General features: G+C 67.3%; 26 protein-coding genes and 4 pseudogenes. 12 read left to right on the top strand and 18 right to left on the bottom strand.

Annotated features, from left to right (window positions below):
- Nucleotides 1–12: 12 nt before the first annotated feature.
- Complete coding sequence (locus CIW48_RS27610; protein ID WP_149313620.1) at nucleotides 13–906, bottom strand: LysR family transcriptional regulator; 894 nt, start codon at nucleotides 904–906, stop codon at nucleotides 13–15.
- A 104-nt stretch (nucleotides 907–1,010) separates the two neighbouring features.
- On the opposite strand from CIW48_RS27610, the gene CIW48_RS27615 reads away from it, so the two are divergent.
- Nucleotides 1,011–1,883, top strand: coding sequence for an NmrA/HSCARG family protein (locus CIW48_RS27615; RefSeq protein ID WP_149313621.1), 873 nt, complete (start codon nucleotides 1,011–1,013; stop codon nucleotides 1,881–1,883).
- Nucleotides 1,884–2,216: 333 nt separating this feature from the next.
- Here CIW48_RS27615 and CIW48_RS27620 read toward each other — a convergent pair whose 3' ends face one another.
- Nucleotides 2,217–2,738, bottom strand: a complete 522-nt coding sequence (locus tag CIW48_RS27620) for a DUF1993 domain-containing protein (RefSeq protein WP_149313622.1) — start codon at nucleotides 2,736–2,738, stop codon at nucleotides 2,217–2,219.
- Between the two features lie 510 nt (nucleotides 2,739–3,248).
- Here CIW48_RS27620 and CIW48_RS27625 point away from each other — a divergent pair.
- On the top strand, nucleotides 3,249–4,193 hold the full coding sequence (locus tag CIW48_RS27625) for an NADPH:quinone oxidoreductase family protein (RefSeq protein WP_246695442.1): 945 nt from the start codon (nucleotides 3,249–3,251) through the stop codon (nucleotides 4,191–4,193).
- Between the two features lie 64 nt (nucleotides 4,194–4,257).
- On the opposite strand, the gene CIW48_RS27630 is transcribed toward CIW48_RS27625, so the two are convergent.
- Nucleotides 4,258–4,821, bottom strand: a complete 564-nt coding sequence (locus CIW48_RS27630) for a TetR/AcrR family transcriptional regulator (protein ID WP_149313623.1) — start codon at nucleotides 4,819–4,821, stop codon at nucleotides 4,258–4,260.
- Nucleotides 4,822–4,927: 106 nt separating this feature from the next.
- Between CIW48_RS27630 and CIW48_RS27635 the strand changes: the two genes are divergently transcribed.
- Genes CIW48_RS27635 through CIW48_RS27645 form a run of 3 tightly spaced genes read left to right on the top strand, consistent with a single transcriptional unit; the run spans nucleotide 4,928 to nucleotide 6,777 of the window.
- Nucleotides 4,928–5,548 carry an isochorismatase family cysteine hydrolase gene (locus tag CIW48_RS27635; protein WP_149313624.1) on the top strand — a complete coding sequence of 207 codons (621 nt, stop codon included), beginning with the start codon at nucleotides 4,928–4,930 and terminating at the stop codon, nucleotides 5,546–5,548.
- Complete coding sequence (locus CIW48_RS27640) at nucleotides 5,548–6,156, top strand: isochorismatase family cysteine hydrolase (RefSeq protein WP_149313625.1); 609 nt, start codon at nucleotides 5,548–5,550, stop codon at nucleotides 6,154–6,156. Before CIW48_RS27635 ends, CIW48_RS27640 begins: the two co-directional genes overlap by 1 nt.
- A 3-nt stretch (nucleotides 6,157–6,159) precedes the next feature.
- The gene (locus CIW48_RS27645) at nucleotides 6,160–6,777 is read left to right on the top strand and encodes a cysteine hydrolase (RefSeq protein ID WP_149313626.1); all 618 of its coding nucleotides are present in this window, start codon (nucleotides 6,160–6,162) and stop codon (nucleotides 6,775–6,777) included.
- Nucleotides 6,778–6,891: 114 nt separating this feature from the next.
- Here CIW48_RS27645 and CIW48_RS34760 read toward each other — a convergent pair whose 3' ends face one another.
- The 7 genes from CIW48_RS34760 to CIW48_RS27675 form a co-directional block, all read right to left on the bottom strand.
- The gene (locus CIW48_RS34760; protein WP_348645141.1) at nucleotides 6,892–7,629 is read right to left on the bottom strand and encodes an MATE family efflux transporter; all 738 of its coding nucleotides are present in this window, start codon (nucleotides 7,627–7,629) and stop codon (nucleotides 6,892–6,894) included.
- Between the two features lie 18 nt (nucleotides 7,630–7,647).
- Complete coding sequence (locus tag CIW48_RS34765; protein WP_348645142.1) at nucleotides 7,648–8,400, bottom strand: MATE family efflux transporter; 753 nt, start codon at nucleotides 8,398–8,400, stop codon at nucleotides 7,648–7,650.
- Complete coding sequence (locus CIW48_RS27655; RefSeq protein ID WP_149313627.1) at nucleotides 8,382–8,963, bottom strand: PaaI family thioesterase; 582 nt, start codon at nucleotides 8,961–8,963, stop codon at nucleotides 8,382–8,384. The genes CIW48_RS34765 and CIW48_RS27655 overlap by 19 nt, the downstream gene beginning before the upstream one ends.
- Nucleotides 8,964–9,058: 95 nt before the next feature.
- Nucleotides 9,059–10,237, bottom strand: coding sequence for an acetyl-CoA C-acyltransferase (locus tag CIW48_RS27660; RefSeq protein ID WP_149313628.1), 1,179 nt, complete (start codon nucleotides 10,235–10,237; stop codon nucleotides 9,059–9,061).
- A 94-nt stretch (nucleotides 10,238–10,331) separates the two neighbouring features.
- Nucleotides 10,332–11,192 (bottom strand): alpha/beta hydrolase, encoded by an 861-nt coding sequence (locus CIW48_RS27665; RefSeq protein WP_197739386.1) that lies wholly within the window; start codon nucleotides 11,190–11,192, stop codon nucleotides 10,332–10,334.
- Between the two features lie 20 nt (nucleotides 11,193–11,212).
- Nucleotides 11,213–12,214: an NADP-dependent oxidoreductase gene (locus tag CIW48_RS27670; protein ID WP_149313630.1), complete on the bottom strand. Its 1,002-nt coding sequence runs from the start codon at nucleotides 12,212–12,214 to the stop codon at nucleotides 11,213–11,215.
- A gap of 36 nt (nucleotides 12,215–12,250) precedes the next feature.
- Nucleotides 12,251–13,039 carry an SDR family oxidoreductase gene (locus tag CIW48_RS27675; protein ID WP_149313631.1) on the bottom strand — a complete coding sequence of 263 codons (789 nt, stop codon included), beginning with the start codon at nucleotides 13,037–13,039 and terminating at the stop codon, nucleotides 12,251–12,253.
- Nucleotides 13,040–13,147: 108 nt separating this feature from the next.
- On the opposite strand from CIW48_RS27675, the gene CIW48_RS27680 reads away from it, so the two are divergent.
- The 4 genes from CIW48_RS27680 (at nucleotide 13,148) to CIW48_RS27690 (ending at nucleotide 14,957) form a co-directional block, all read left to right on the top strand.
- The gene (locus tag CIW48_RS27680) at nucleotides 13,148–13,693 is read left to right on the top strand and encodes a helix-turn-helix domain-containing protein (protein ID WP_149313632.1); all 546 of its coding nucleotides are present in this window, start codon (nucleotides 13,148–13,150) and stop codon (nucleotides 13,691–13,693) included.
- A 144-nt stretch (nucleotides 13,694–13,837) separates the two neighbouring features.
- Nucleotides 13,838–14,041: a hypothetical protein gene (locus CIW48_RS33700; protein ID WP_197739384.1), complete on the top strand. Its 204-nt coding sequence runs from the start codon at nucleotides 13,838–13,840 to the stop codon at nucleotides 14,039–14,041.
- 15 nt (nucleotides 14,042–14,056) lie between these two features.
- The gene (locus CIW48_RS33705; protein WP_197739385.1) at nucleotides 14,057–14,338 is read left to right on the top strand and encodes a hypothetical protein; all 282 of its coding nucleotides are present in this window, start codon (nucleotides 14,057–14,059) and stop codon (nucleotides 14,336–14,338) included.
- Nucleotides 14,339–14,495: 157 nt separating this feature from the next.
- Nucleotides 14,496–14,957 (top strand): low affinity iron permease family protein, encoded by a 462-nt coding sequence (locus tag CIW48_RS27690; protein WP_149313633.1) that lies wholly within the window; start codon nucleotides 14,496–14,498, stop codon nucleotides 14,955–14,957.
- 182 nt (nucleotides 14,958–15,139) lie between these two features.
- Here CIW48_RS27690 and CIW48_RS27695 read toward each other — a convergent pair whose 3' ends face one another.
- The 6 genes and pseudogenes from CIW48_RS27695 to CIW48_RS27715 form a co-directional block, all read right to left on the bottom strand.
- Nucleotides 15,140–15,340 carry a heavy-metal-associated domain-containing protein gene (locus tag CIW48_RS27695; RefSeq protein ID WP_149313647.1) on the bottom strand — a complete coding sequence of 67 codons (201 nt, stop codon included), beginning with the start codon at nucleotides 15,338–15,340 and terminating at the stop codon, nucleotides 15,140–15,142.
- Nucleotides 15,341–15,538: 198 nt separating this feature from the next.
- Nucleotides 15,539–16,003: pseudogene (locus CIW48_RS34770) on the bottom strand (ABC-three component system protein); the annotation flags it as partial.
- 555 nt (nucleotides 16,004–16,558) lie between these two features.
- A pseudogene (locus tag CIW48_RS27700) lies at nucleotides 16,559–16,891 on the bottom strand (integrase core domain-containing protein); the annotation flags it as partial.
- 195 nt (nucleotides 16,892–17,086) lie between these two features.
- Entirely contained in the window at nucleotides 17,087–18,022 is a 936-nt protein-coding gene (locus CIW48_RS27705; RefSeq protein ID WP_149313634.1) for an NADP-dependent oxidoreductase, read from the bottom strand.
- A gap of 86 nt (nucleotides 18,023–18,108) precedes the next feature.
- Nucleotides 18,109–18,558: a cupin domain-containing protein gene (locus CIW48_RS27710; protein WP_149313635.1), complete on the bottom strand. Its 450-nt coding sequence runs from the start codon at nucleotides 18,556–18,558 to the stop codon at nucleotides 18,109–18,111.
- A gap of 40 nt (nucleotides 18,559–18,598) precedes the next feature.
- A pseudogene (locus tag CIW48_RS27715) lies at nucleotides 18,599–19,258 on the bottom strand (HD domain-containing protein).
- Nucleotides 19,259–19,616: 358 nt separating this feature from the next.
- Between CIW48_RS27715 and CIW48_RS27720 the strand changes: the two are divergent.
- Together CIW48_RS27720 and CIW48_RS27725 are read left to right on the top strand one after the other, a co-directional pair.
- Nucleotides 19,617–20,600, top strand: a complete 984-nt coding sequence (locus CIW48_RS27720) for a GlxA family transcriptional regulator (RefSeq protein WP_149313636.1) — start codon at nucleotides 19,617–19,619, stop codon at nucleotides 20,598–20,600.
- A 386-nt stretch (nucleotides 20,601–20,986) separates the two neighbouring features.
- Nucleotides 20,987–21,625, top strand: a complete 639-nt coding sequence (locus CIW48_RS27725) for an HD domain-containing protein (RefSeq protein WP_149313637.1) — start codon at nucleotides 20,987–20,989, stop codon at nucleotides 21,623–21,625.
- A 473-nt stretch (nucleotides 21,626–22,098) separates the two neighbouring features.
- On the opposite strand, the gene CIW48_RS34630 is transcribed toward CIW48_RS27725, so the two are convergent.
- The gene (locus tag CIW48_RS34630; protein WP_281407394.1) at nucleotides 22,099–22,230 is read right to left on the bottom strand and encodes a hypothetical protein; all 132 of its coding nucleotides are present in this window, start codon (nucleotides 22,228–22,230) and stop codon (nucleotides 22,099–22,101) included.
- Between the two features lie 329 nt (nucleotides 22,231–22,559).
- Nucleotides 22,560–22,820, bottom strand: a complete 261-nt coding sequence (locus tag CIW48_RS27730; RefSeq protein ID WP_149313638.1) for a hypothetical protein — start codon at nucleotides 22,818–22,820, stop codon at nucleotides 22,560–22,562.
- A gap of 125 nt (nucleotides 22,821–22,945) precedes the next feature.
- Here CIW48_RS27730 and CIW48_RS27735 point away from each other — a divergent pair.
- Nucleotides 22,946–23,384: pseudogene (locus tag CIW48_RS27735) on the top strand (hypothetical protein); the annotation flags it as partial.

The following is a 23,384-nucleotide window of genomic DNA, read 5'->3' on the forward strand; positions in this document are numbered from 1 at the left end:
CGGCCTGGCCCGTCATCCGCTGATATGGGCGGCCAATTCATCGGCGGTTCCCATCGGAAATGCCTCCTTGAGGTGGTCGAGGAAGGCGGACACCCGCGCGCTCAGCAGTCGCCGGGACGGGTAGAGGGTCCAGAGGGCGATCTCGGGTCTGTCGAGATCGCCCCAGAGCACCAACCTGTCGACAGCCAGGTCATGGCTGACGAGGGAGATGGGAAGGCGCCCGGCGCCGACGCCAGCCAGGACGGCATCGCGGACCATCATCAGCGATGGAAGGCCGAGGACGGGCTCGGCGATGACGTTCGACTTGCCCGCTGGTGATCGCACGGGCCAGGTCATGGAGTCCCCCATCGACCCGCGCACGACGGCGGGCACGGCCGCATCGCCCTCCGGCCGAGGCAGGCTCGGAGCAGCCACGACGACCAGACGGTCCCTCAGGAAGATGCGTCCGACCAGGCTCTCATCCGGATCGGGATTGACCCGGATCGCGAGGTCATAGCCTTCCTCCACCATGTCGACGGCACGGTCCTCCGTGGTGACCTCAAGCCGAACCTCGGGGTGCTTTAAAGCGAACCTCGCGGCGAGCTTCCCCATGGCGGCCTGGGAGAAGAACACGGGCGCGCTGACGCGCAGCCGGCCCCGTGGCTTGCCTCCGCCCGAAGCGACGACCGCCGCCGTCTCGTCTAGCTCCGTCAGTAGCACCCTCGTCCGCTCGTGGAGCGCCCGGCCTTCCTCAGTCAGCTTCAGGACGCGCGCCCCGCGTTCGAAAAGGCGCAGAGCGAGACTGGCCTCCAGTTCCGCGACACGGCGGGACAGGGTTGCCTTCGGGCGTCCCGCGGCGCGGGCAGCCCGTCCGAAGCCTCCATGACGGGCGACGAGGTTGAAATCAGCGAGGGCGAGGAGGTCCATGTGTTCCACCAGCGAGACGGACTGTCTTAACCGACCATCTCCCGGGTCGCGAGTGGATCGAGCATCTTCTGGATGTCCCTAGAGGCAAACCAGGAGTTACCCCCATGACCATTCTCGTTATCGGCGCGACCGGCACCGTCGGCGGCCATGTCGTCGAACACCTCGTGAAGCGCGGCGCCAACGTGCGCGCCCTGGTTCGTGACACCGCCAAGGCCAAGTTGCCGGCGGGCGTCACCGCGGTCCAGGGAGACCTGCTCGACGTCGACGCCATTCGGAACGCCCTGTCGGGTGTCTCAACCCTGTTCCTGCTGAACGCGGTGGTGCCCGACGAGGTCACCCAGGCCCTGATCGCCCTCAATCTCGCCCGCGAGGCCGGGATCGAGCGGATTGTCTACCTGTCGGTGATTCACAGCGACCTCTACGTGAACGTGCCGCATTTCGCGGGCAAGTTCGCGGTCGAGCGGATGATCGAGGCGATGGGCTTCCACGCCACCGTCCTGCGCCCGGCCTACTTCATGAACAACGATTTCATGATCAAGGACGTCGTGCGCGACTACGGCGTCTACCCGATGCCCATCGGCGCCAAGGGCCTCGCTATGGTCGACGCCGCCGACCTTGGGGAGATCGCGGCCCTCGAACTCATCCGTCGCGAGCAGGCCGAAACCCCGCTTCCCTTCGAGCGGATCAATGTCGTGGGTCCCGAGACGCTGACCGGTTCGGACGTCGCCGCCATCTGGTCCGACGTCCTGGGCCGCCCGATCAACTACGGTGGCGACGATACCGCTGCCTTCGAGCAGAACCTCCGGCAGAAGCATGCGCCGGGCTGGATGGCTTACGACATGCGCCTGATGTGCGAGCGCTTCCACAGCGTAGGAATGCTGCCCGACGCCGGCGATGTAGACCGTCTTACAGCACTGTTGGGACGTCCGCCCCGCTCCTATCGTGACTTCGCCGCCCAGGCCGCAGCGACCGCCTGAAAACTTGTTGTGATACATTGGTGTCGCTGATGAGGCTCGCATTAAGGTCAGGGCGGACCTCGTCGGCGATCATCAAGTCAGAAGGTCAAGGCCACCGGCGAGGCCGCGGTGACCATCGCCATGGGCGGAACGCCACGCAAGGTCGTGAGGGGCTATCGCCGCAAGGTTCGGGCGAACCAGTGGCGCCTCGGCGAGGGGTGATCCAGCCCAAGGCATCGGACTTGCGCCACGCACGACGTCATGCGCCGACACATCGAAGGACCGCGAACGCAACATGGGCCGGTCGGTGCATCGCATCCGGCCGCGGTATTCCTGCCCGGCAGGCTACGGCGCCTACTGGGCGGACTGGATGCTCGGCGGCCCGAGGTGCTGGAGGAAATCCGGCTTGCCGAGGCTCACCCCAGCCGCGCGCAGGATCGCGTACGCGGTGGTGACGTGGAAGAAGAAGTTCGGAAGCGCGAAACCGGTGAGATAGGCCTGCCCCGTGAAGCGGTAGCCCATGCCGTTCGGGAACTTCAACTCGACTTCCCGCTCCGCGCCCGAGGCCAGCGCCGCCGGATCGACGCCCTCGACGAAGGCAATCGTCCTGGCGCAACGCTCCTTGAGTTCGGCGAAGCTCGCCTCGACGTCCGGCATGGTAGGCGCCTCGATCCCGGCAAGCCGCGCCACGGCGTTCTTCGCGCTGTCGGAAGCCATCTGGTACTGGGCCGGCAAGGGCCGCATGTCGGGGGCGAGACGGCCGAGGAGCAACTCGGCCTCGGGCTTCTCCGATGCCGCCTTGTCGAGCCACGCGCCCATGTTGCGGAGCGAGTTGACGAAGACCGGCACGCTGACGTCGTGGATGGTGATGTTCATGCCCTCAGCCTAGGGCATCCCTCCCCCTCGACACAACGACGATGCGCCTCGCACGGGCAACGCCCGTGCGCCTCCGCCCTGCTCCCGTGCATGACGGCAGGACGTACGAAGCCCACCCGCGCCACGGCCGGATGCGTGGTCCGGGGGGGCAATCCGGATGCCGCCGGCAAGCGACGGATCGGCCGAGCACGGATGTGCTGCGACCGGCGGGTCAGGTTTGCGAGCCCTCGGGCGTTGCTTCGTCACGCCGCCGCAGTGCATGTGCTTGACGGCATCATACCCGTCGTCCGGCGACCGTATGGACGCCGAGATCCGGGGGCTCCTGCAACAGGACGACCGCAGGGCTCGATGGCTGCGGCGCTTGCGTGCACCCTGACGGTCCCGGCGCCTCATGCTTTCGCCGTCGTTCCCAGACGCGCGGTCGGGGGCAAGCAAGTCGTCTCGTCATCCGCCTTCGCCTTCCATGCAGGAAAAGCCTGGGCTCGCCGCGCAACTCCCCGGAGGTCATAGATGGAATGCTTCGAAGGCGATGCTTTCGGCTCCCTCGATCACTTCAGGCTGATCGAACGACCGATTCCGGTGCCCGAGTCCCATCAGGTCCGCATCCGCATTGAGGCGACCGCACTCGGCTTCGTGGACGGCCTGATGGTCCAGGGGCGCTATCAGATCAGACCTCCGCTTCCCTACGTCCCCGGCGGCGAGATCGCCGGGGTGGTGGATGCCGTCGGCCCTGGGGTCGGTCACCTCGACGTCGGCGACCGGGTCGTCACCTGGCAACTGGGCGGCGGCCTCTCCGAGTACACCGTCGTGGCCGCCGACGAGGTCGAGACGGTCCCGGCAGGCCTCCCCCTCGCGAACGCCGCCGCGATGCTGGTCGACTACCAGACCGCGCACTACGCCCTGTTCGAGCGCGGCCGGATCGCAGCCGGGGAGACGGTCCTGATCGCGGGCGCCGCGGGCGGGGTCGGCTCGGCGGCGATACAGCTCGCCGCGCGGGCGGGTGCCTACGTCGTGGCCCTCGCCTCGACCCCGGAGAAGCGTGAGCTTGTCCTCGCCCTGGGTGCGAAAGCCGCCATCGCCCCGGGCGGCGACGATATCCGTGGCGCCATCATGGCTGCCGCGCCGCGCGGCGTCGTCGATGTCGTCGTCGACCCGGTCGGGGGCGCTGGCTTCGAGGCGCTTTTCCGGTCCCTCGCCAAGGAGGGGCGTCACCTCGTGATCGGTTTCGCCGGCGGCGCCATCCCCACCCTCCCGGCGAACCTCCCGCTGTTGAAGAGCGCGGCCCTCGTGGGCGTCGAGATCAGGCACTACCTGGCATCGAGGCCGCTTGAGGCCGGTGCCGTCCGGGCGGCCCTGTTCGGCGACGCCGCCTCCGGCGCGCTGGCCGGCGCCCCGGATCGTCCCGTTCCGCCTCGCCCGGGCCCGGGACGCGCTGGATGCACTCTCGCGGCGTGACAGGGTAGGCAAGGTCGTAGTCTCCCCGTGACGGCCGACGGTCCCCCGCATCCTGGAATTCAATCTATTTGGCGGCATCACGGACCGCCTTCTTGATCTCCTTCGCCCAATCCGCCTCGCCAGACGCCCGTGCGAGCATGTTCGCCCCCACCATCGCCGCGAACAGCAACCGAGCCCGATCCTCGTCCATGGTCTCCCGGGCCTTCGCCAGGAAGGTCTCGAAAAGCGCGCCTGCGCCGTCAGCATAGACCGAACGCAATGCGCCTCCCTCATGGCTCCGCGCCGCATCCTCGCCATGGCCCTGCATGGGGCAACGATGCTCAGGTGGCTGGACCGAGAGGTAGTAATCGACGATGGCCGGGATAGACGGCCCGTCGTCCCCGGGTCCTTGCCCGGCCGGCCGCGCCCACGCAGCCTCCACGGCCGCGAAGCCGGCGTTCCACGCCTCGCAGGCCAACGCCTCCTTGGTGGCGAAATGCTTGTAGAACCCGCCCTGGGTCATCCCGGCGGCCTTCATCACGTCGGCGATCCCCACGGCGTCGTAGCCGTGGCTGCGGAACAGCTCGCTCGCCGCCGCCACGATCCGCTGCCGGTTCGAAGCCACCTGATCCTTGCTCGAACGAGCCACTTGCGATCCCCGGAATGGCGGTTGACCGAACTCTAAACCGCGTATAGAGGTTGGTCAACCGCTATCGGCTGCGCGGTGCAAGCCACGGTGACGTTGGACCCAACCCATGGGATATGATCCGTCGACGACCGCCATCCTGCTGGTGGACCCGTATAACGATTTCCTGAGCGAGGAAGGCAAGGTCTGGCCCCTGGCCAAGCAGGTGGCCGAAGAGGTCCACCTGCTGGACAACCTCCGCGACGTCGTCGCGTCGGCCCGGTCGGGCGGGTTCAGGATCTTCTTCGTTCCCCATCACCGCGCGGAACCGGGCGACATCGCCGACTGGCTGCATCCCACGCCCCTCCAGCAGCAGAGCTCGTTCCATCAGACCTTCGCGAAGGGAAGCTGGGGCGGCACATTCCACGACGACTTCCAGCCCCGGCCGGGCGATGTAGTGGTCCATGAGCACTGGCAGTCCAGCGGCTTCGCGAACACCGACCTGGACCAGCAACTCAAGCAGCACGGCATCCGCAGCATCGTGCTGATCGGCATGGCCGCCAACACCTGCATCGAGGCGACGGGCCGGTACGGCAGCGAGCTCGGCTACCACGTCACGCTGGTGAAGGACGCCACCGCGGCCTTCAGCCACGAGGCCATGCACGCGGCCCACGAGATCAACGGGCCGACCTATGCCCACGCGATCCTCACGACGGATCAACTCGTCGCGCAGCTCGGGGGCCGGAAGTGATGGACGCCGAGACCACGGCGCTGGTCCTCGTGGACCCCTACAACGACTTCCTGGCCCGCACGGGTCAGGCCTGGATGATGACGAGGGACGTGGTCCTCTCGAACGGGATGATCGGCAAGGCCCAGTCCATCCTGGAGGCCGCGCGCCGCCGCGGGATGACCGTGGCGTACGCCCCGCACCATCGCTGGCGGCCGAACGGCCTCAAGGGACGCAAGTACCTGCATCCGACCCAATTCATGCAGGACAAGTCCCACATCTTCGCGGAGGGCAAGTTCGGGGGCAGGTTCATCGCCGAGCTCGCTCCGGCGGACGGCGACGTCATGTCGAGCGAACATCTCTGTTCGAGCGGCTTCGAGGGCACCGACCTGCACACCCAATTGCAGGGCCGCGGGATCACCCACCTCGTCATCATCGGCATGATCACGAATTCCTGCATCGAGGCGACCGCGCGCAGCGCCGTGGACCTCGGGTATCACGTCACCCTCGTGACCGATGCCGTCGCCGCGTTCTCACCCAACGAGCATGACCTCGCGATCCGCGAGACCTATCCCCGCATCGGGCACGTGGTGACCGATACGTCGGGCCTGCTCGAAACCTTGAGGTCCTGACGGATGATCAATCGGCTCCTGAACGCCGCGACCGGCTGGTACGTCCGGCGTGGCCTGCGCGCCTACCACCACTTCCCGGCCGACAAGACGGCCGTCATCCTCGTCGACGCGCAACGCGCGTTCGTCGACTCGGGGCAGCCCCTCTCCGGGTCCTTGGCCGAACTCGCCCGCTGGGCGCGGGCCAGAAAGTTCGCGGTGGTCCACGCGCCGATTGCGATGGGTGCCGGTGGTCCCTTCAAGACGCCCGCGCATCGCCGGATCGAACAAGCGCTGGCGGGGCAAGCAGACGGGCCCGGTCTCGCCCCCGCCGTCGGGCCGTCACCCGGCGACATCGTGCTGCCGGCGCGCAAGACCCTGAGCATCTTCGGCTTGCCCGAGACCGACGCCCTGATCGAGGCGCGTGGCTTCGAGCACCTGATCCTGGCCGGACCGCTGGCGGACCTGACGCTCGATTCCTCCCTTCGGGACGCCGCGCAGCGCGATGTTCACGTCACGGTGGTGAGCGATTGCGTCGCGGCGTCGACGCCCGCGGCCCTGGAACTGGAAGTCCGCCATACGATGCCGCGCTACGCCCATCTGGTCACCGGCCTCAAGGACCTGGAGCGACGCGTCGGCGGGTGATCGAGCCGAGGACGGCGTTCGGGGCGATGCATCCGGCTCGCCCGACCTCCGTCACCGGGGACGGGCGGGGGGCACGGGAGGACATCGGAAGGGCCGAGGACGACGGCCCTTCCACTATCGCTGCGGCGGAAGCGGCGACCGGCCTGCCCGGCCGCTCTCCGTCCTGGCGAACGGACCGCCGGGCGACGTCGGCCACGCACCCCAAGCGAGCGCACCGGCGTTGACGGCGGCCGGCATCGCGAGGCCCGATCCGAGGGCGACGAACAGACCCGCGGGGCCGAAGCCGAGATGGAGCGCGATCAGGCCACCGCCGAGGGCGACGGCGCTCGGCAAATGGCCGGCCGCGAGCGGCCATCCCACTTGGCCCGCACCCTGGGCGGCGAAATAGAGGGCGAGGCCCAGCCCGAAGAGCCCGTAGCAAGGCCCGACGATGCGAAGGTACTGCGCGGCGACGGCGAGCATCGCCCCGTCCTCGCCGAACAGGGTCAGCCAAGCCTCAGGGCGAAAAGCAGCGCCGGCCCCGACGCATTCCGTGACCAGGCCGGCCATGACCGCGCCGGTCCAGGCCGCGCGCCGCGCACGGGCCACGTCGCCGGCCCCCATCGCCGTACCGATCATCGCGGCCAGCGGGGCGCCGAGGCCGAACACCATGGGCACGAGAAGGTATTCGAGGCGGGCGCCGGTCCCGTACCCGGCGACCGCCGCGGGCCCGGCCACGCCGACGAGGCCCGTCGCCGTGGCTATGGTGACGTTCGTCGTCGCGCTCACGATGGCGGATACGGCGCCGACGCGCAGGATCGCCCACAGCGCCCCGCGCGAGAGCGCCGGTGGCCGGACTGAAGGGTGAAGCACGCCGTGCCCAAACCAGAGTTAGGCGGCGTAGGCCACGATGCCGGCAGCGTAGTACGTGAGGACCGCAACGGCGCCCCCGACGACGCCGAGGGCAGGAAGCGGCCCCCAGCCGAAGATCAACGCCGGGGAGAGCGGGACGAGGGCCACGGTGCCCGCACACATGACCGTGGCCGGGAGAAGCATGTTGCCGGTGCCTCGGATCACGGCCGGGAGCGCGTTGAACAGCCAGACCAGCACGGCGCCGGCGAAGATCACGTCGGAGTAGACGAGCGCCGCCGTCAGGGAGGCCCCGCGTCCGCCCATGGCCGCGTACAGGCTCGGGCCTGTCAGATGGGCCGCGACGGTCGTCAGGACGCCCAGGCCCACGGCGATGGCGACCGCGTGCCAGACGAGGTCGTTCGCCTCCGCGCGCCGGCCTCCGCCGAGGGCCCTGGAGATCGCCGAGAGCATGCCCCCGCCGACCGCGCCGCCCGCGATCATCTGGACCAGCATCAGCATCGGGAAGACCAGCGCCATGCCGGCCAGGGCATCGGTCCCGAGATGGGCGATGAAGTAGGTCTCGATGAGACCCGTCGACGCCTGGGCCGTGGTCATGAGGACGTTCGGGACCGCGAGGCGCAGGAGGGTGCCGGCGACGGGGCCGCGGAGCAGCCGGTCCGTTCGTTCGTCCCGCACCGGGACGGTCCCGGCCTGCGGACCCGCCGTGTCGTCGTCGGTCGGGATTGCCCTCCGGTCGGCTTGTCGGGCGCGCATCAGGAAATTCGCGTCCATGGCGCCAAAACCGGATCCACGACCTCCGGCTCGGGGCGGTCGCGGGCCGGGACGTCGAGGAGCAGGCATGTCGAACTCGCCGTGGCGCAGAGCCGGTCGGCACCGTCCGAAAGACGCGCCTCGGCCACCGCTTGCCTACGCCCGGAGTGCACGACCTCCCCGACGGCGGTGAGCGGTCCCGAGGCGGTTGTGACGGCGCGCAGGTAGTTCACCTTGATTTCCAGGGTGGTGAAGCTGCGGCCTTGAGGCAACGTGGAATGCACGGCGCATCCCATCACGCTGTCCAACAGGGACGCGACCGCCCCGCCGTGGACCGTACCGAGCGGGTTGTAGTGATGCTCGCCCGCCATCATCCGCATGGTGACCCGGCCCGGCTCGGCCGAGACGAGGTCGATGCCGAGCAGGGCGATCAACGGCGGAGGCGGGAGCTCGCCGGCCATCAACTTCCGCAGGAACCCGAGGCCGTCTAGACCGTGGCCGGCCCGTGCCAGAACCGCGGGATCGGACCATTCCACGACGCGACGGCGGAGCGGCTGCGAGTTTGAAGCGTCCTCATCGGTCATCTACGCAGGTTCCTTTCGACGGGGTGACCTCACGGGTCCGCGACGGACTCGATGGCAGAGGAGAGAAAAATTCCTTCGAGCTGCCGGACCGGCCCTCAGCTCGCTTCCAGCAGCAGTGCGATGCCCTGACCGCCACCGATGCAGAGGGTGACGAGACCACGTCGGATGCCGTCCCGCCGCATGGAGTGCAGCAGGCGAGTCGTCAGCACCGCGCCGGTCGCGCCGATGGGGTGGCCGTGCGCGATGGCGCCGCCCTCGACGTTGACGATGTCCTCCGGCAGGCCGAGTTCCTTGGCGACGGCAAGGGGGACGACGGCGAAGGCCTCGTTGATCTCGACCCGCTCCAAGTCCCCGAGCCCCCAGCCGACCCGTTCCAACGCCTGCCGGACGGCTGGGACTGGCCCGAGGCCGAACAGGCCGGGCTCGCAGGCTCCGACCCCGTAGGCCACGAGGCGCCCGAAGGCGTCGAGGCCATTGGCCTCGGCGAAACCGCGTTCGGCGACGATCATAGCCGCCGCGCCGGAATTCAGCCCGGGTGCGTTGCCGGCCGTGATCGTTCCGTCCTTCCGGAAGGCCGGCTTCAACTTCGAGAGGGTCTCGGCCGTCGTCTCAGGTCGGGGCGCCTCGTCGCGCGCGAACGTCTCCGGCCCCTTCCGGCCCCTGACCTCGACGGCGGCGATCTCGGGGTCGAACGCGCCGGCGGCCTGCGCCTTGGCGAACCGTGCCTGCGAGCGGGCCGCCCAGGCATCCTGAGCCTCCCGACCGATCCGGGACCGCGCGGCAAGGTCCTCGGTGTGCCAACCCGAATGCTCGCCGGAGAACGCGTCGTTGAGGCCGTCGTTCAGCATGCTGTCGAGGATCTGGGCGCTCCCCATGCGGTAGCCCCAGCGGCCACCCTCCATCAGGTACGGGGCGCGATCCATGTTCTCCATGCCGCCCGCGATGGCCACGTCGTGGCGCCCGAGCCGGATCTCGTCGGCCGCCGTGGCGATGGCCTGGGCGCCCGAGCCGCAGACGCGATTGACCGTGAGCGCCGGCACCGAGACGGGTATGCCACCGTTCACGGCCGCCTGCCGGGCGGGATTCATGCGGTTGCCGGCCTGGACGACATTGCCCATCGTCACGCCGCCGAGCTTGCCGGCCTCCAGGCCGGCCCGCCTCAGGGTCTCCCGGATCGCGGTCGCGCCGAGGTCGGTCGTGGCCACACCTTTCAGGCTACCGCCATAGGCTCCGATGGCGGTGCGGACGGGATGGCAAAGAACGATGTCACGCATGGTCGTGCTGCCTCGTCTTCAGCGTTCGACGGATGAGGAATCGTGGGGGAGGGCTCGAACCCTCGAAGGCCCGTTGCCTTCGACGGTCCCTCGTTCAGGCATCGAGGAAGGCGACCGCCTTCCGCGTGAAGGCTTCGTGGTATTGGAAAATGCCGCCGTGGCCGGCGTCCTCGTAGAAGACGAGTTCGGCGTTCGGCAGCCGACGCGCCATGTCCGTTGAGTTCGGGCTCGGCACCATGAGGTCCCGGTCGCCGTTCGCGACGAGGACGGGGCACGCGATGCGAGCGAGGTCCTGCGGCGCCTGCCGACCCCAGGCCTTGATCGCCTTGAGCTGCCTCAGGAACGTCCCCATCCCGACCGCCGTGTCCCGATCCGAGGTGCGCTCCTTCAGGCGCCCCAGGAACGCCCCGGCGGCACGCCGGCTCGTCTCCGAGGCGGTGAAGAACAGGTAGGTCTTCGGATCCTTGAAGGTCAGGAGCCCCTTCAGGATAAGCGGCCAGGACACCGTCCCGACCCTCTCGATGCCGGTGCCCCCGGCGGGCCCGGTCCCGGCCAGGATCAGCCTGCGCACCAGGGCGGGCGCCCGCAGTGCGACGTCCTGCGCCACGAACCCGCCCAGGGAAAATCCGATGAGGTCGACCTGATCGAGCCCGAGCGCCCGGAGCGTGGCGACCGTATCGGTCGCCATCTCCTCCACCGTGAGCGGGGCCTTTCCGCCCGAAGCGCCGACGCCGCGGTAATCGAGCGCGAGGACCGGACGACTGGTTGCGAGCCCGTCGACGATGCGGGGGTCGAAGTTGTCGAGGTTCGCGCCCCAGTGATTGAGGAGGACCACCGGTACGCCGGCGGCGGGTCCCAACTGCCGGTACGCGAAGGTCGTGCCCGCCGCCGCGACGGTCCGGGTCGGGGCGTCCGCCCACCGTCGCGAGGGATCCGCGTAGCGGGAAAGGGGCATGTCCATGTCAAGCGTTCCCGTCAACGGATCGCGACCACGACCTTGCCCTTGGACCGGCCGGCCTCAAGCTTGGTCAGGGCCTCGTCGGTCGCCTCGAACGGGACGACCCGGTCCAGGACCGGGCGGATGGTTCCCGCCTCGACCAGCTTGGCGATCTCCGCGAGCTGCGCCCCGTTCGCCCGCATGAACAGGAACGCGTAGTCGACGCCGCGAGCCTTGGACTTGCGACGGATGCCGAAGCTGAGCAGGCGCATGACCAGCGCGAGGAAGACGTTCAGCCCCTGGGCCTTGGCGAAGGCCGGGTCTGGCGGTCCGGAGATGGAGATCAGCTTCCCGCCCGGCTTCAGGATGGCCAGGGACTTCCGGAGCGTCTCGCCGTCCAGGCTGTTGAGTACGACGTCGTAGCCCGACAGGACCTTCTCGAAGTCTTCGCGCCTGTAGTCGACGACGACGTCGGCCCCGAGGCTCCTGACGAGGTCGGCGTTTCCTGCGCTCGCGGTGGTCGCCACCGTCGCGCCGAGGTGCTTGGCGAGCTGGATGGCGAAGGTGCCGACCCCGCCGGATCCGGCGTGGATCAGGACCTTGTCGCCTCGCTTGAGCTTGGCGTGCTCGACGAGGGCCTGCCACGCCGTGAGGCCGACGAGGGGGATCGAGGCCGCCTCGGCCATCGAGAGGTTCTTCGGCTTCAAGGCGATGTCGGACTCGTCGACGGCGATGCGCTCGGCCAGCGTGCCGATCCGCCCGTCCTGCGGCCGCGCGTAGACCTCGTCGCCCACCTTGAAGCGGCGCACCCCAGACCCGACCCGGACCACCGTGCCGGCGAGGTCGTGCCCGAGCACGAAGGGCGGCTTGTACGGCAGGAGCAGCTTGAACTCGCCGTTGCGGATCTTCGCGTCCAGCAAGTTGAGCCCGGCCGCCGCGACCTCGATCAGAACGTCGCCGGGTCCCACCTTGGGCTCCGGCAGATCTCCCGGGCGCAGCGGCTGCTCCTTCTTGTATCGGTCGAGGATGAACGCCTTCACGGGACTACGTCTCCGAACTCAAGGGCTTGGATTGGGTTACGCGGCCGGGGCGTAGCGCGGGGCCGGCTCGACCGTGCCGAAGCCCGGGATCATCGCCTGGCGCGCGGCCTGGAAGGCGTCCCACTGCCCGGCGTCGTGGAGGTGCGGGATCGTCACCGGCTCGCGGCGGTCGAAGCCGGCCAGGGCGGCGTCGACCAGGGCGCCGACCTCCATCATCGGCGGGAGCGACGCCTCGTCGGCGCCCGACCGGCTCCAGATCTCGGTGCGGGTGGCCGCCGGCAGCACGGCCTGGACGTAGACGCCCTTCGGGCCGAGCTCGTGCGCGAGGCCCTGTGACAGGAACTGCACGAAGGCCTTGGTCGCGCCGTAGACCGACATCGAGAACTCCGGCACCAGGCCGACCACCGAGCCGATGTTGACGATGGCGCCTTCGCCGGCCTCGGCGAAGCGGGGGGCCACGGCCCGGGCGAGGCGCATCACCGACGTGGCGTTGAGGGTCACGAGGCGCGCGATGTCGTCGGGCGACTGCTCGGCGAAAGTTCCGCCCACATTCGCACCGGCGTTGTTGACCAGGACGCCGATGCGGTCGTCCTCGCGCAGGCGAGCCTCGACGGCGCGCGTCTGGGCCGCGTCGGTGAGGTCAGCCTGGACCACGTCGACGGCCACGCCGGTCTCTCGGCGGAGGCGCTCGGCGAGGTCGTCCATCCGGGCCTTGTCGCGGGCGACCAGCACGAGGTCGTGGCCGCGCCGCGCGAAGCGGTCGGCGTAGGTCGCGCCGATCCCGGAGGATGCGCCGGTGACGAGAACGGTGGGCTTGGTCGACATGACTGGGTCCGTTGGAGATAACTCGCTAATCATGATCGTTGTCATGATTGAACTTTAATATGATCGCTATCATAATAGTGTCAACGGCTGTGGCGGGGAATTTTTGGGATGAGGGTCACCCAGGAGCAGATGCGGGAGAACCGGAGGCGCATCCTCGCGGAGGCGAGCCGCCTGTTCCGCGAGAAGGGTTTCGAGGCGGTCGGGGTCGCCGAGGTGATGAAGGCCGCCGGCCTCACGCACGGCGGGTTCTACGGCCACTTCGCCTCGAAGGAGGACTTGATGGCACACGCCATCGAGCACGCCGCGGCCGAAAAGGCCGGCTCGGGCGGAAGCGTCCCGGACTTCCTCAAGTCTTACCTGTCACCGGCCCATCGGGACGACCCCGCCGGCGGCTGCCCGATGGCTGCCCTTGCCGCGGACGTCCGTCTCCGGCCGGAGGCCGCGCGGTCCGCGATGACGGCGGGCATCCGTTCGCAGATCGCGCGCATGGAGGCGGCGCTGCCCGACACCGTCACTGGGTGCCGTCGTCGCGAGGCCATCGGCACCTATGCCGCCATGCTGGGAGCGCTGATCCTGGCGCGCGCGGTCGAAGAACCCTCGCTCTCGGACGAGATCCTCGGCGAGACCCGCCGATGGCTGGATCACGATGCCTGACGCCGCATCCGGACGGGCAGCCGTCGGCCCCATGCCCTGGGTCGCGGAAGCCATCTCCGGAAATGACTGCGGACCCGAGACGGGCGGTCCCCCGTCAAGGCACCGACCTGGCGCGGGTTCGGCTCGACCATCATCGAGCGTTCCGTGCCCTACGAGCTCAAGGGCAAGGCTGAGGTTTGCTACGCGCTGACCGGCCTGACCGCGCGGTTCTCGATTCCCGCGGCCTTCGTCCGCGCCGCGCCGCCGCGGGCGGTCCGCGTCGTCCAGCCCGAAGCGGTCTCGTCCTTCTCGCTCAGTGGGACGGCGCTTGTGGTCGAGGACAACATGATCATCGCGCTGGAGGCCTAGGAGGCGTTCACGGCGTTGGGGACCGACGCGGTCGACATGGCGGCCTCGGTCCGGGAGGCGCTCCGCTTGATCGACACGTCGCCGCCCGACCGGGCGATCCTCGACGTGAACCTCGGCTGCGAGACAAGCGTCGCGGTCGCCCGGCGCCTGGCGGAGCACGGCATCCCGCTCGCGTTCGCGACCGGGTACGGCGAGAGCTTCCAGGTCCCGCCCGACCTCGGCGACGTGCCGGTGACCAAGAAGCCTTACGGGGCGGAAAGCCTGCAGCAGGCCTTCGGCCGGCCTCGGACCCACTGAAGCCGCAGCGTGGTGAGCGGACGCTGGGCCCGTGCCCTTGAACGCCTACCCGTCGAAGCTCTCGGGCTCGTGGTGGAACGGTCCAGGCGCGTCCGCCGTATCCGGCTTGTGGCGGGGATGATCTTCCCGGAAGCTTTCGCGGACGGAGGCGGGTGCGGTGAGAACGCCGAAGGGTTTCGCCGAATTCTCCTCACGGGTCGCCCGGACGGCGGGCCGGCCTTCGACCTTCGCGATCAGCATTGGGCTGATCATCGTCTGGGCGGTCACGGGGCCCCTGTTCGGGTACTCCGACGCCTGGCAGCTGGTGATCAACACCGGCACGACCATCGTGACGTTCCTGATGGTCTTCCTGATCCAGAATACGCAGAACCGCGACGGGGCTGCAATACAGGCCAAGCTCGACGAGCTCATCAGGGCGAGCGCGGCGCAGAACCGCTTCATCGGCATCGAGAACCTGTCGGAAGAGGAGCTCGACGACCTGCGCGCCCGCCTCGCGCTGCATAACGGCGTGGAGCCCGGCGCCATCGTGGAGGCCGCCGACCAGGCGGAGGCCGCGGCCGATGCCAAGGCCCGCGAGGCGGCGGCCCGGGTCGCGGGGGCGCCGAGCTACCCGAACTGACGGACCCGGCGCGGCTGCTACGGGGCGCGGCAATCCATGGCGGCGGTCGCCTCGACGACGCTCAGGGCGCGGCGCCGGACCTCCAGCGAGGCGTTCGAGCCGTCCGCGACGGCGGTCGCCTCCCGCTTGAGCGACGCGTCGCAGGCGCAGGAATGGTACCCGGCAGTGTCGTAGCAGGCGTCCTAAGCGGCACCCGCCGGGTAGCCGGCCTCGATCATGGCCTGGACGATCCGGTCGGGCTTCCCCTCGGCGCCGGTGACGGTCACCAGCTTGGCGCCAAGATCGACCTCAATGCGGGCGTTCGGCTCGACGGCATGGACGGCACGGGTCACCGCCTTCGCGCAGCCGCCGCACCCCATCTTCTCCACCTTGAAACGATGCATGACGCACTCCTCGGGATCACGTCGCACTGACGTGGTGCTTCCCACGGTTGGAAGGTCCACGAGCAGCATCGCCCTGCGGATCGACGCATCGTGCGTCTTCAGGTCCTCCTGGAGGCGCAGTTCAAGGGCCGCGCTCTCTAGCTTGTGCTGCGTCACGCTGTTTTCGAGCATGCTGGCGTGCCTGAGCTTGCTCGTCAGGGTCTCCTCACGGCTGATCAGCCGCGCGAGATCCTCGCGCATGACTATGAGGTCCTCGAACGCACCCTTGCCATTGAGTTTCCGAAGGATGACAGACCTCTCCTCGTCGTAGCGCACGAGGGCCGCATCGACCTTGATCCTGCGCTCGGCGGCCTCCTCCACCTGCCTGGCGAGGTGGCGCCGACGGTTCTCGGCTACCGACGCCTGGAATCGCTCCACCTCGTCGAAGCGTCGCAGCGCCACGCCGGGCAATTCCACGCCCGCGGCCTGGTACAGCCGCTCGACGGAGGCATGCCCCGGCGCGGTCGCCTCGCCCATGGACGTTTCGAGGTACGTGATGGTCTCCTCAAGGGTCGCGAGCTCGATGGCCGCCTCGGACATCGCGTCCTTCAACTGTGCGGCCCGGTCAGCCATCTCCCTGTAATTCTCGTGGACCTCGAAGGTCTTGAGCTGCGCCCGCAGCATCGCGATCTGCTTCTCGGTCCTCGCGAGCTCCGGCCTTATCTCGGCCACGGTGCCGAACAGCGACCCGAGCTCGCCCTCCTTGATGGCCTGCTTCAACGTGGCCGTGATCTTCTTGCGCGAGCGTAGCTCCTGGAACTCGCGCGAGACCTCCCCCCCAGCCCGAGGAGGTAGGACAGGTTGACCTGCCAGTCCCAGGGCTGCTGTTCCGCGTTATGCTTCTCGATGCTCGTGAAACCACCCGATTTCCGGCGCCGGACGAAGTAGCCGATCATCGAACGGAACGTCGGCGCGAAGCTCGTCTCGAAGGGGCTGTTCGAGCGGTCGGCCGGATGCCGAACCACCCGCGACCGAGTTCCCCCCTCCATTGTTCCAGCGTGATCTGACGCGAGGGCGCGCGAACCCATCCTTCGGGGGCTCCGCCAGGCGGAGCGGCGTCCAACTCGGTCACGACGACGCCACGGTCGTCCCCGCAATCCCGGGTTGTCCGTCGTCAGATGATTTGAGACGCTTTGAGGCGCTCAGGAACGGAGGCTCTGGTCCACCTGCTTTGAGAGGTTAGGCAGCCTGCGCCTGATGGCGCAAGCGGCGATCCATGAGGGTCTGGCGCTTGATCCGCGCCCATTCATGCAAGATCGTCTCGCCGCGGCCGAAGTGGACGTCGGCAGGGGTGTGGTTACCCAGGCTCTCGTGAGCCCGAGCGTGGTTGTAGTGCTCGACTAAGGCGGCATTCCGCGCCTCCAGGTCGCCGGGCAGGTAGGCGTGTTCGAGCAGGATGCGGTTCTTGAGCGTCTGGTGCGAGCGCTCAATCTTGCCCTGCATTTGGGGATGGCGGGGCGCACCGCCGATATGGGTCATCCCCCGACCGCCGAGCCAGTCCGCCAGATCACCGCGACGTAGGCTGCCACTGCGTCCGCTTCGGAGAAGCCGCGGGGACCGGCTGAGCGGCCGAGATGGGCGCCAAGCCGAATGTCCGGTCTTGCGCGTTCCGGCGATCAATCGTGCCATAGTATGGCCGTCAGCGGCTCGTCCGCTTCGAGGTTCGGATGTTGTGTAAGCAGTCATACCTGCCCACCCCGTCCTTGGTCAGTTTGTCATCACTTGTAGGACGATCTTGCCCTTGGGCGCAGGCACTGCCCCTTCCAGCATCAGATGAGCGTCGCGCGCTTTTGCCAGCGGCAGGATTGCCCCAACCCGCGGCTTGAGCTGACCGGCGTCGATGAGTGCGGCCATGCGAGAGAGATGCTCGGTGGTGACTTGCACCAGAAAGAACGCGGCGTTTATCCCATGCTGCTCAGCCAGCGCCGCCTCGGGCTGCGACACGGCGGAGACCAGCCTGCCGCCTCGGCGCAAGACCGCTAAGGAGCGGGATTGCGTCTCGCCTCCGACCAGATCGAAAACGGCGTCGACCTCTTTCACCTCGTTCTCGAAACGCTGGGCGCGGTAATTCACTACATGATCGGCGCCAAGACTTCGGACAAGGACAAGATCATCCGCCCCAGCCGTGGCAATGACGTGAAGCCCAGCCTGGTGGGCAAGCTGGACCGCGTAGGCCCCCACATTTCCAGCCGCACCGTGGATCAGCACGGTCTGACCTGGCTGAAGGCGGGCCTCCTCGAACAGCCCTTGCCAGGCCGTGACGGCGATCACGGGCACGGACGCCGCCTCGACATGCGAAAGCGAGCGCGGCTTTCCAGCTAGCATGGCGGCAGAGGCCGCCGCGTACTCGGCATAGGCGCCGACGAACCGCGGGTTCGTGACGCCGAAAACCTCGTCGCCCGGCATGAACCCGGTTACCTGTGGGCCGACAGCTACGATCACGCCCGACAGATCCGAGCCTAAGGTGAGAGGAAGGGGCTGCGGCAGCGCGCTGCGTCCCGCTCTGATCCAGCTATCCCAAGGGCCGACACCGGCCGCATGCACCCTGACGAGGACCTCGCCCGGGCCCGGATCAGGCCGCGGTACCGTCTCGAAGTTTATCGCCGTCGGCGGCCCGAACGCGTTCACCCGCCAGGCCATCATCGTTGCACCTTCCGTGGGCGCGGGGGCGGGCTCTCTGGCCATCATGAATTCCTTTCGTTCGCTTGATCCTATGCGCCTGCCCCGGCTTACGGTCTTGCCGCGTCCGGATCCGGAACTGTGAGCGGCCTGTCCTGACCGTCGACGATGAACACCGCGAGCAAGCTGGCGGGCTCGCTCTCGCTCGCGTTCTCGCTCATCCGGTGATGGGCGCCGGGCTCCTCGAAGAAGCTCTCGCCGGCACGGTAAACTTTGGCAGGCTCATCGCCGACACGGCTGCGGACCTCGCCGGTCAGCACGTACGCGTAGATGAACGCTGACCCCGCGTGGTGGTGTGCCGGTGACTTGCCGCCCGGCGCGTAGCGGACGACAACCGCGATGAGGCTCTTACCCGGAACATTCGGAAGCGCATGCTCGAAGACCGGCTTTGCGGACTCACGCTCGTGTGCCTGTCCCGGTTGCGAGCCGAGCGACGTGGCTGCCGAAACCACTGCGATGGCTGCCGCTTCCGCGCAGGTTCGTTTGAGCTTTGAGATCATCACGCCCTCTCCCTCTGACTCGCCGCCGGCCGACCTGGGCTCAATGAGGCCAGGGCGAAGCGAAAATGATGCTGAAGAAATTTGTCCGCCTGTAGCTTAGATCCTTAAGCGCCAGTACATCGGCCTTGACGTTGCCGAAGGTCGCCCCCGGCTTCCTGATTGTTCCTTGAGCGAAGTGGTCGATGACCGCTTCCTTGAAGTTGGTCTCGCGCGGATGGTGTGCGCAGACATGGTCGCGCCGCTCGGGCGTGAAGTCGTCGTAGGCGATGCCGAGCACGTCCATTTCGACGCCTGCCGTGACCAGGGCGATCGTCGGCCGCATGAGTTCGGGAATGCCCGGCGTGGTGTGCAGGGCGATTGCGATCCAGACGTCCTCGATGTCCCGCTCCGGCACGCCGTAACTGTTCAGGAAGTTGCGGGCGGCATTGGCTCCGTCAACCTCGAAGCGGAGCGTCTTGCTCGCATGGGCTTGTGTCAGGCCCATGTCGTGAAACATCGCCCCGATGTAGAGCAGTTCCGGATCGTAATTCAGATCCCGGCGCTGCCCGGTCAACGCACCTCAGAAAAACACCCGGCGACTGTGGTTGTACAGCAGATCATCTTCGGTATCGCGGACCAGCTGCGTTGCGGCCCTGGCGAACTGGCTGTCAGGCACCGGGATGCCCGCGATCCCCTTTGGAAGGTGCAGGTGAGGGTTCATCGTCGTCGATCCTATTGCGGCAGGTTCAGTCGAAGCGGAGGGAGGCAAGCGGATCACTGTCGGCAAGCGCTTGGTCGAGCCACGTATTGGCCGCGACACCCGGCGCGAACCGAGAGGCGAAGTCACGCTCCCCCGCATGAGGCATGGCGGCTCCCGGCATCCGCGCCTCCTGACTACACGTCGACATTGCACGTCGAATTGAGCAGTAGGAATTACTGCTGCGCCGATGTCTCTACCGATGGCTTGTCTTGGGCAACGGCGCGGGACTTCGAATTTCCGCCAACGAAGCGCGCTTTTCCGCCAGCGGGCCGGAGCGCTCAGGATGAGGTGCTACAAGTCCGCGATGCGAGGGATGTTCATGTCAGGCCGGAGCGTCGCAATCGTGATCCACGATGGGGTGCAGGCGCTCGACGTTGCGGGCCCGGTGGACGTATTCGCGGAGGCGAACGGGCTGCTCGGCCGCAACGCGTTCTACCGGACCGTGCTCGTGGCGAGCACGCGCGACCCCGTTGTCGCGTCCAACGGCATGCGCCTGCTTGCCGACCTCAGCTTCGACGAGGCGCAGGACCCATTCTCGATCGTGCTCATCGCTGGCGGGCCCGAGCTTCCGGTGTCGCCGCCGAACGAAGAACTCACGGCTTGGCTGAGGACGGCCTCCTCTCGCGCCGATCTTTATGGATCAATCTGCACCGGCGCCTTCGCTCTCGGGCATGCCGGGCTGCTCGACGGGCGGGCGGCGACGACCCACTGGCAGATCGCCCAGCGCCTGGCTGCCCTATTCCCGCACGCTATGATCGATCCTGACAGGATCTACCTGCGTGACGGCCGCCTGATCACGTCAGCTGGGGTGACGGCCGGGATCGATCTCGCCTTGGCCCTTGTCGCTGAGGATCATGGCGCGGCTCTGGCGCAGGCTGCGGCCAAGAGACTTCTGGTGATCGCCCAGCGCCAGGGTGGCCAGTCACAGTTCAGTCCTTTCCTGGCGGCGGCCGTCGACACCACCTCACCGCTTGCCAGGGTGCAGCAGCACGTGATGGAACATCTCGGCGAGCCGCTTTCGGTGCGGCAACTCGCAGGCGTGGCCAGCACAAGCGAGCGGACCCTGTGGCGGCTGTTCAGGGAGGTCGGCCTGACGCCGCACGACTTTGTCGAGGCGGCGCGCCTCGACGCCGCTCGCAACCTGCTTGAGGGCAGCGACCTGCCGCTCAAGACCGTCGCCTATGATTGTGGCTTCGGCACACCAGATCGGATGCGCGCAGTCTTCCACCGCCGTCTGGGTGTCTCGCCTGCGCAGTACCGGAGCAGCTTCCGAATAAGATCCAACAAATCCAATGCTGCCTGATCAGCAGCTCTCGAACCCGCAGCTAACGTCAGCCGGATCGACGCGGGGTCTGAGCCCGCGTATGGCCCTGCTCGCCGGCAATAAGGCCCTGGGCAGTTCGCCTCGCCGGCGGACCGCTGGGCGCGCGGCGCTCGCGCACACCAGCACCGGCCTGGCAGGAAACACAGGCGTGTTGGCGGGCGCTGAATGGTCCGACGCATTGAACGGACCAGGGTGCCCTCGATAATCCCACAAGCGACGAGAGCCGAACGCAGCCTCAAGGGGCCAAGACTTGCTGAATGTACCGGGCGCAGGCCCGTGCTCGAACAGCGACCGGCCGGTTGAGACGGCGTCGCTGTAGACTGCCCGTGATCAAATCCAAAACGCAAAGGCACAGGAGATCTGCGATGAGCAAGATCATCTCAGGGATCAAGATCCCCGATAGCGCCATGGCGCGCCAGGCGGCAGAACTGGTGCGCCAGCATGAATCCGAGTTGCTGTTTAATCACTCAGTCCGAGTTTTCGTATTCGGTGCGATGAAAGGAGCTCGGGAGGAGCTAAAATTCGACCCCGAGTTGCTGTACGTGGCAGCCCTGTTTCACGACTTAGGACTGGCCGACGCCTACCACACGCCGACGAAGCGGTTCGAAGTCGACGGCGCCGATGCGGCGCGCGAGTTCCTACGGAGTCACGGACTGTCCGAGCCGAAGGCGGACTTAGTCTGGCAAGCGATCGCGCTGCACACGACTCCCGGCATACCCGAATATATGCGGCCTGAGATCGCCCTGACAAAGGCGGGCGTCGTAATGGATGTCGTCGGAATCGGATATGAAGAGTACACCGCGGAGCAGCGCGCTCAGACGCTCGCCGCATTGCCGCGCGGTGATTTCAAGAACGAGTTCGTTCAAGACCAGCTTCGTTCAGCCCTGAAGAAGCCACAGACGACCTTCGGAACTCTCAACGTCGATTTTATCAAGCACTTCGACCATTCGTTTTGCCACCTGAACGTGTGCACACTCGTCCGCGACGCTCCATGGTCAAGCTGAACCCGAGATTGTCGCGCTAGCATAATGTTTAATCCCGCCTCCGGGACAAGCAATCGATGTGCTCCGACTGAGCGCAAATCTGACGCACTAGGCTGAAGCGCAAACTATGGTGATGTCCACATCGCAGGCACCCCCCGCACCCTCGTCAAGGACGGGATGGAGCGCAAATCCGAGTATCCGCCTCTCGATTTGGAGCGAAGGCCCGGAAGCAGCGCGATCAGGACCTCATGCCTGCGCTGTTTTGACGTCGGCTTTCGGGATGTCGCCGCGGACCGCTGTATGGCGGCAATGGGCGCCAAGCCGAAGGGCCGGTTTTGCGCGGGTTGGCGAACCGGCATGGCGTAGTCTGGCCGGTTGCGGCCCGGCCGCTTCCGGACAGGAAACCGGAAAAGCGGACGCTCTGATTGGTAGCAGCACCAGGGTCTCCTGCGGCTGCATCTGTGGCAGGCTCCAGAACGGTGCGCCCATGCCTGTCAAGGAACGCGGTGCCGATCCTTCAGACTCGCGAGGTAAATTGCGATCGCATCCGCCTGCTGGTCGAGCAGTTGCGGATTCGGCATCTCGAACGGCGGGGTGGCGCCGACGTGTGTTGTTTGCAGGAACACACGAATCGCCCGAGGTGAAACGTCCCTCCTGCGAGCAATCTGGGCGAAACTCGGCCCTGGCCGTCTCAAGATCGGAGCACTCTGCTAGTCAGAACCGACGACATGACAGACACTGCAGATCTGAAGCGCAAGGCGATGGCCCTCGTGGATCTCCGCTTGCTCGGCGGTGCCCTCGGCACAGACGTGGTTGGCGTGAAAGGTCAGCAACCCGACGAGAAATGCTTGAGCAAGGTGCTTCATGCGGGCCAAGGTTTCTCAGGGATCCGCCCTATTCGGAGCTTTCGGGCACCGGAAGGGAACTTTGCGATCTGCGCACTGGCGAAACGAGATCAGCGGGAACAGCCGACACAGATCCCCCGCGTGATCGCGTCATCGCGCATCTGGTCGGGAGTCCGCCGTTGAATAGCGCTGTTCTCGTTGGGGTCGAGCTTGTCCGGCCTCGGCACGGTCTTGCCGCTCTTCGCGATGTAATCCGTCCTGTCGGCGACCGCCTGCGCCGGATCCGGGTGGATCGCGCTCCGCCCAAGTGCCGGCAGTGAGCCCGAAAGCCCAAGCATTGCCCCCACAACAATTAGACGTCGCGCAGACATGACGATCTCCATTGAAGACTAGGAAGTGACGTCACGGCGTTTTTCGGGCGAATGCCTTGATGCAGATCAAAGCGGATATGCGGATCGTTCAGAAGGTGGAAGGCAGCGTGCCTCGGAGATTAGCCATGGCCCTGTCCAACCAAACGGCACCTCCTGCCGCACCAGAGCCGTTGAGCCGAGAGCCGCGCGCGACGAAGCGAACTATCGCTCAACGCACTGCGGACGAAGCGAAGCGGTATATGGCCTTCGCGGCCTACCTGATGGTGGTCCTGGGAACGCTGACCCTATTTAGTCTCAACATCTACGCTCGCGTCAACCAGGACGTCCAGCAGTATCCAAGTTACCATTTCTACGCGCTCGCCTTGATCAATGCGCTCGTGCTTGGCAAATTCATGCTGGTGGCGGAGATGACAGGACTGGGCTCTCTAGCAATGGGCCGCCATTTGCGACAGGGGCCGCTCGTCTGTAATTACCCACCCCTGTGGCGGTGTGATTTAGGCGCTGACGGTTTTGAGGATGGTGGCGAACGGGCTGGTCCCGGTGAGGCGGGCGGTATCGACGACG

Origin of the sequence: Methylobacterium sp. P1-11, from assembly GCF_008329595.1 — a bacterium.
Taxonomy (GTDB): Bacteria; Pseudomonadota; Alphaproteobacteria; order Rhizobiales; family Beijerinckiaceae; genus Methylobacterium.

What these genes read in the sequence shown, in the direction of transcription:
- CIW48_RS27730 (WP_149313638.1), bottom strand. Translation starts at nt 22,820, where the DNA reads ATGTCTGCGCGACGTCTAATTGTTGTGGGGGCAATGCTTGGGCTTTCG.
- CIW48_RS27720 (WP_149313636.1), top strand. Translation starts at nt 19,617, where the DNA reads ATGTCAGGCCGGAGCGTCGCAATCGTGATCCACGATGGGGTGCAGGCG.
- CIW48_RS27695 (WP_149313647.1), bottom strand. Translation starts at nt 15,340, where the DNA reads ATGCATCGTTTCAAGGTGGAGAAGATGGGGTGCGGCGGCTGCGCGAAG.
- CIW48_RS27640 (WP_149313625.1), top strand. Translation starts at nt 5,548, where the DNA reads ATGGACGCCGAGACCACGGCGCTGGTCCTCGTGGACCCCTACAACGAC.
- CIW48_RS27615 (WP_149313621.1), top strand. Translation starts at nt 1,011, where the DNA reads ATGACCATTCTCGTTATCGGCGCGACCGGCACCGTCGGCGGCCATGTC.
- CIW48_RS27680 (WP_149313632.1), top strand. Translation starts at nt 13,148, where the DNA reads ATGAGGGTCACCCAGGAGCAGATGCGGGAGAACCGGAGGCGCATCCTC.
- CIW48_RS27705 (WP_149313634.1), bottom strand. Translation starts at nt 18,022, where the DNA reads ATGATGGCCTGGCGGGTGAACGCGTTCGGGCCGCCGACGGCGATAAAC.
- CIW48_RS27725 (WP_149313637.1), top strand. Translation starts at nt 20,987, where the DNA reads ATGAGCAAGATCATCTCAGGGATCAAGATCCCCGATAGCGCCATGGCG.
- CIW48_RS27675 (WP_149313631.1), bottom strand. Translation starts at nt 13,039, where the DNA reads ATGTCGACCAAGCCCACCGTTCTCGTCACCGGCGCATCCTCCGGGATC.
- CIW48_RS27660 (WP_149313628.1), bottom strand. Translation starts at nt 10,237, where the DNA reads ATGCGTGACATCGTTCTTTGCCATCCCGTCCGCACCGCCATCGGAGCC.
- CIW48_RS34765 (WP_348645142.1), bottom strand. Translation starts at nt 8,400, where the DNA reads ATGGACGCGAATTTCCTGATGCGCGCCCGACAAGCCGACCGGAGGGCA.
- CIW48_RS27665 (WP_197739386.1), bottom strand. Translation starts at nt 11,192, where the DNA reads ATGCCCCTTTCCCGCTACGCGGATCCCTCGCGACGGTGGGCGGACGCC.
- CIW48_RS27645 (WP_149313626.1), top strand. Translation starts at nt 6,160, where the DNA reads ATGATCAATCGGCTCCTGAACGCCGCGACCGGCTGGTACGTCCGGCGT.
- CIW48_RS27710 (WP_149313635.1), bottom strand. Translation starts at nt 18,558, where the DNA reads ATGATCTCAAAGCTCAAACGAACCTGCGCGGAAGCGGCAGCCATCGCA.
- CIW48_RS27610 (WP_149313620.1), bottom strand. Translation starts at nt 906, where the DNA reads ATGGACCTCCTCGCCCTCGCTGATTTCAACCTCGTCGCCCGTCATGGA.
- CIW48_RS27635 (WP_149313624.1), top strand. Translation starts at nt 4,928, where the DNA reads ATGGGATATGATCCGTCGACGACCGCCATCCTGCTGGTGGACCCGTAT.
- CIW48_RS27655 (WP_149313627.1), bottom strand. Translation starts at nt 8,963, where the DNA reads ATGACCGATGAGGACGCTTCAAACTCGCAGCCGCTCCGCCGTCGCGTC.
- CIW48_RS27620 (WP_149313622.1), bottom strand. Translation starts at nt 2,738, where the DNA reads ATGAACATCACCATCCACGACGTCAGCGTGCCGGTCTTCGTCAACTCG.
- CIW48_RS27625 (WP_246695442.1), top strand. Translation starts at nt 3,249, where the DNA reads ATGGAATGCTTCGAAGGCGATGCTTTCGGCTCCCTCGATCACTTCAGG.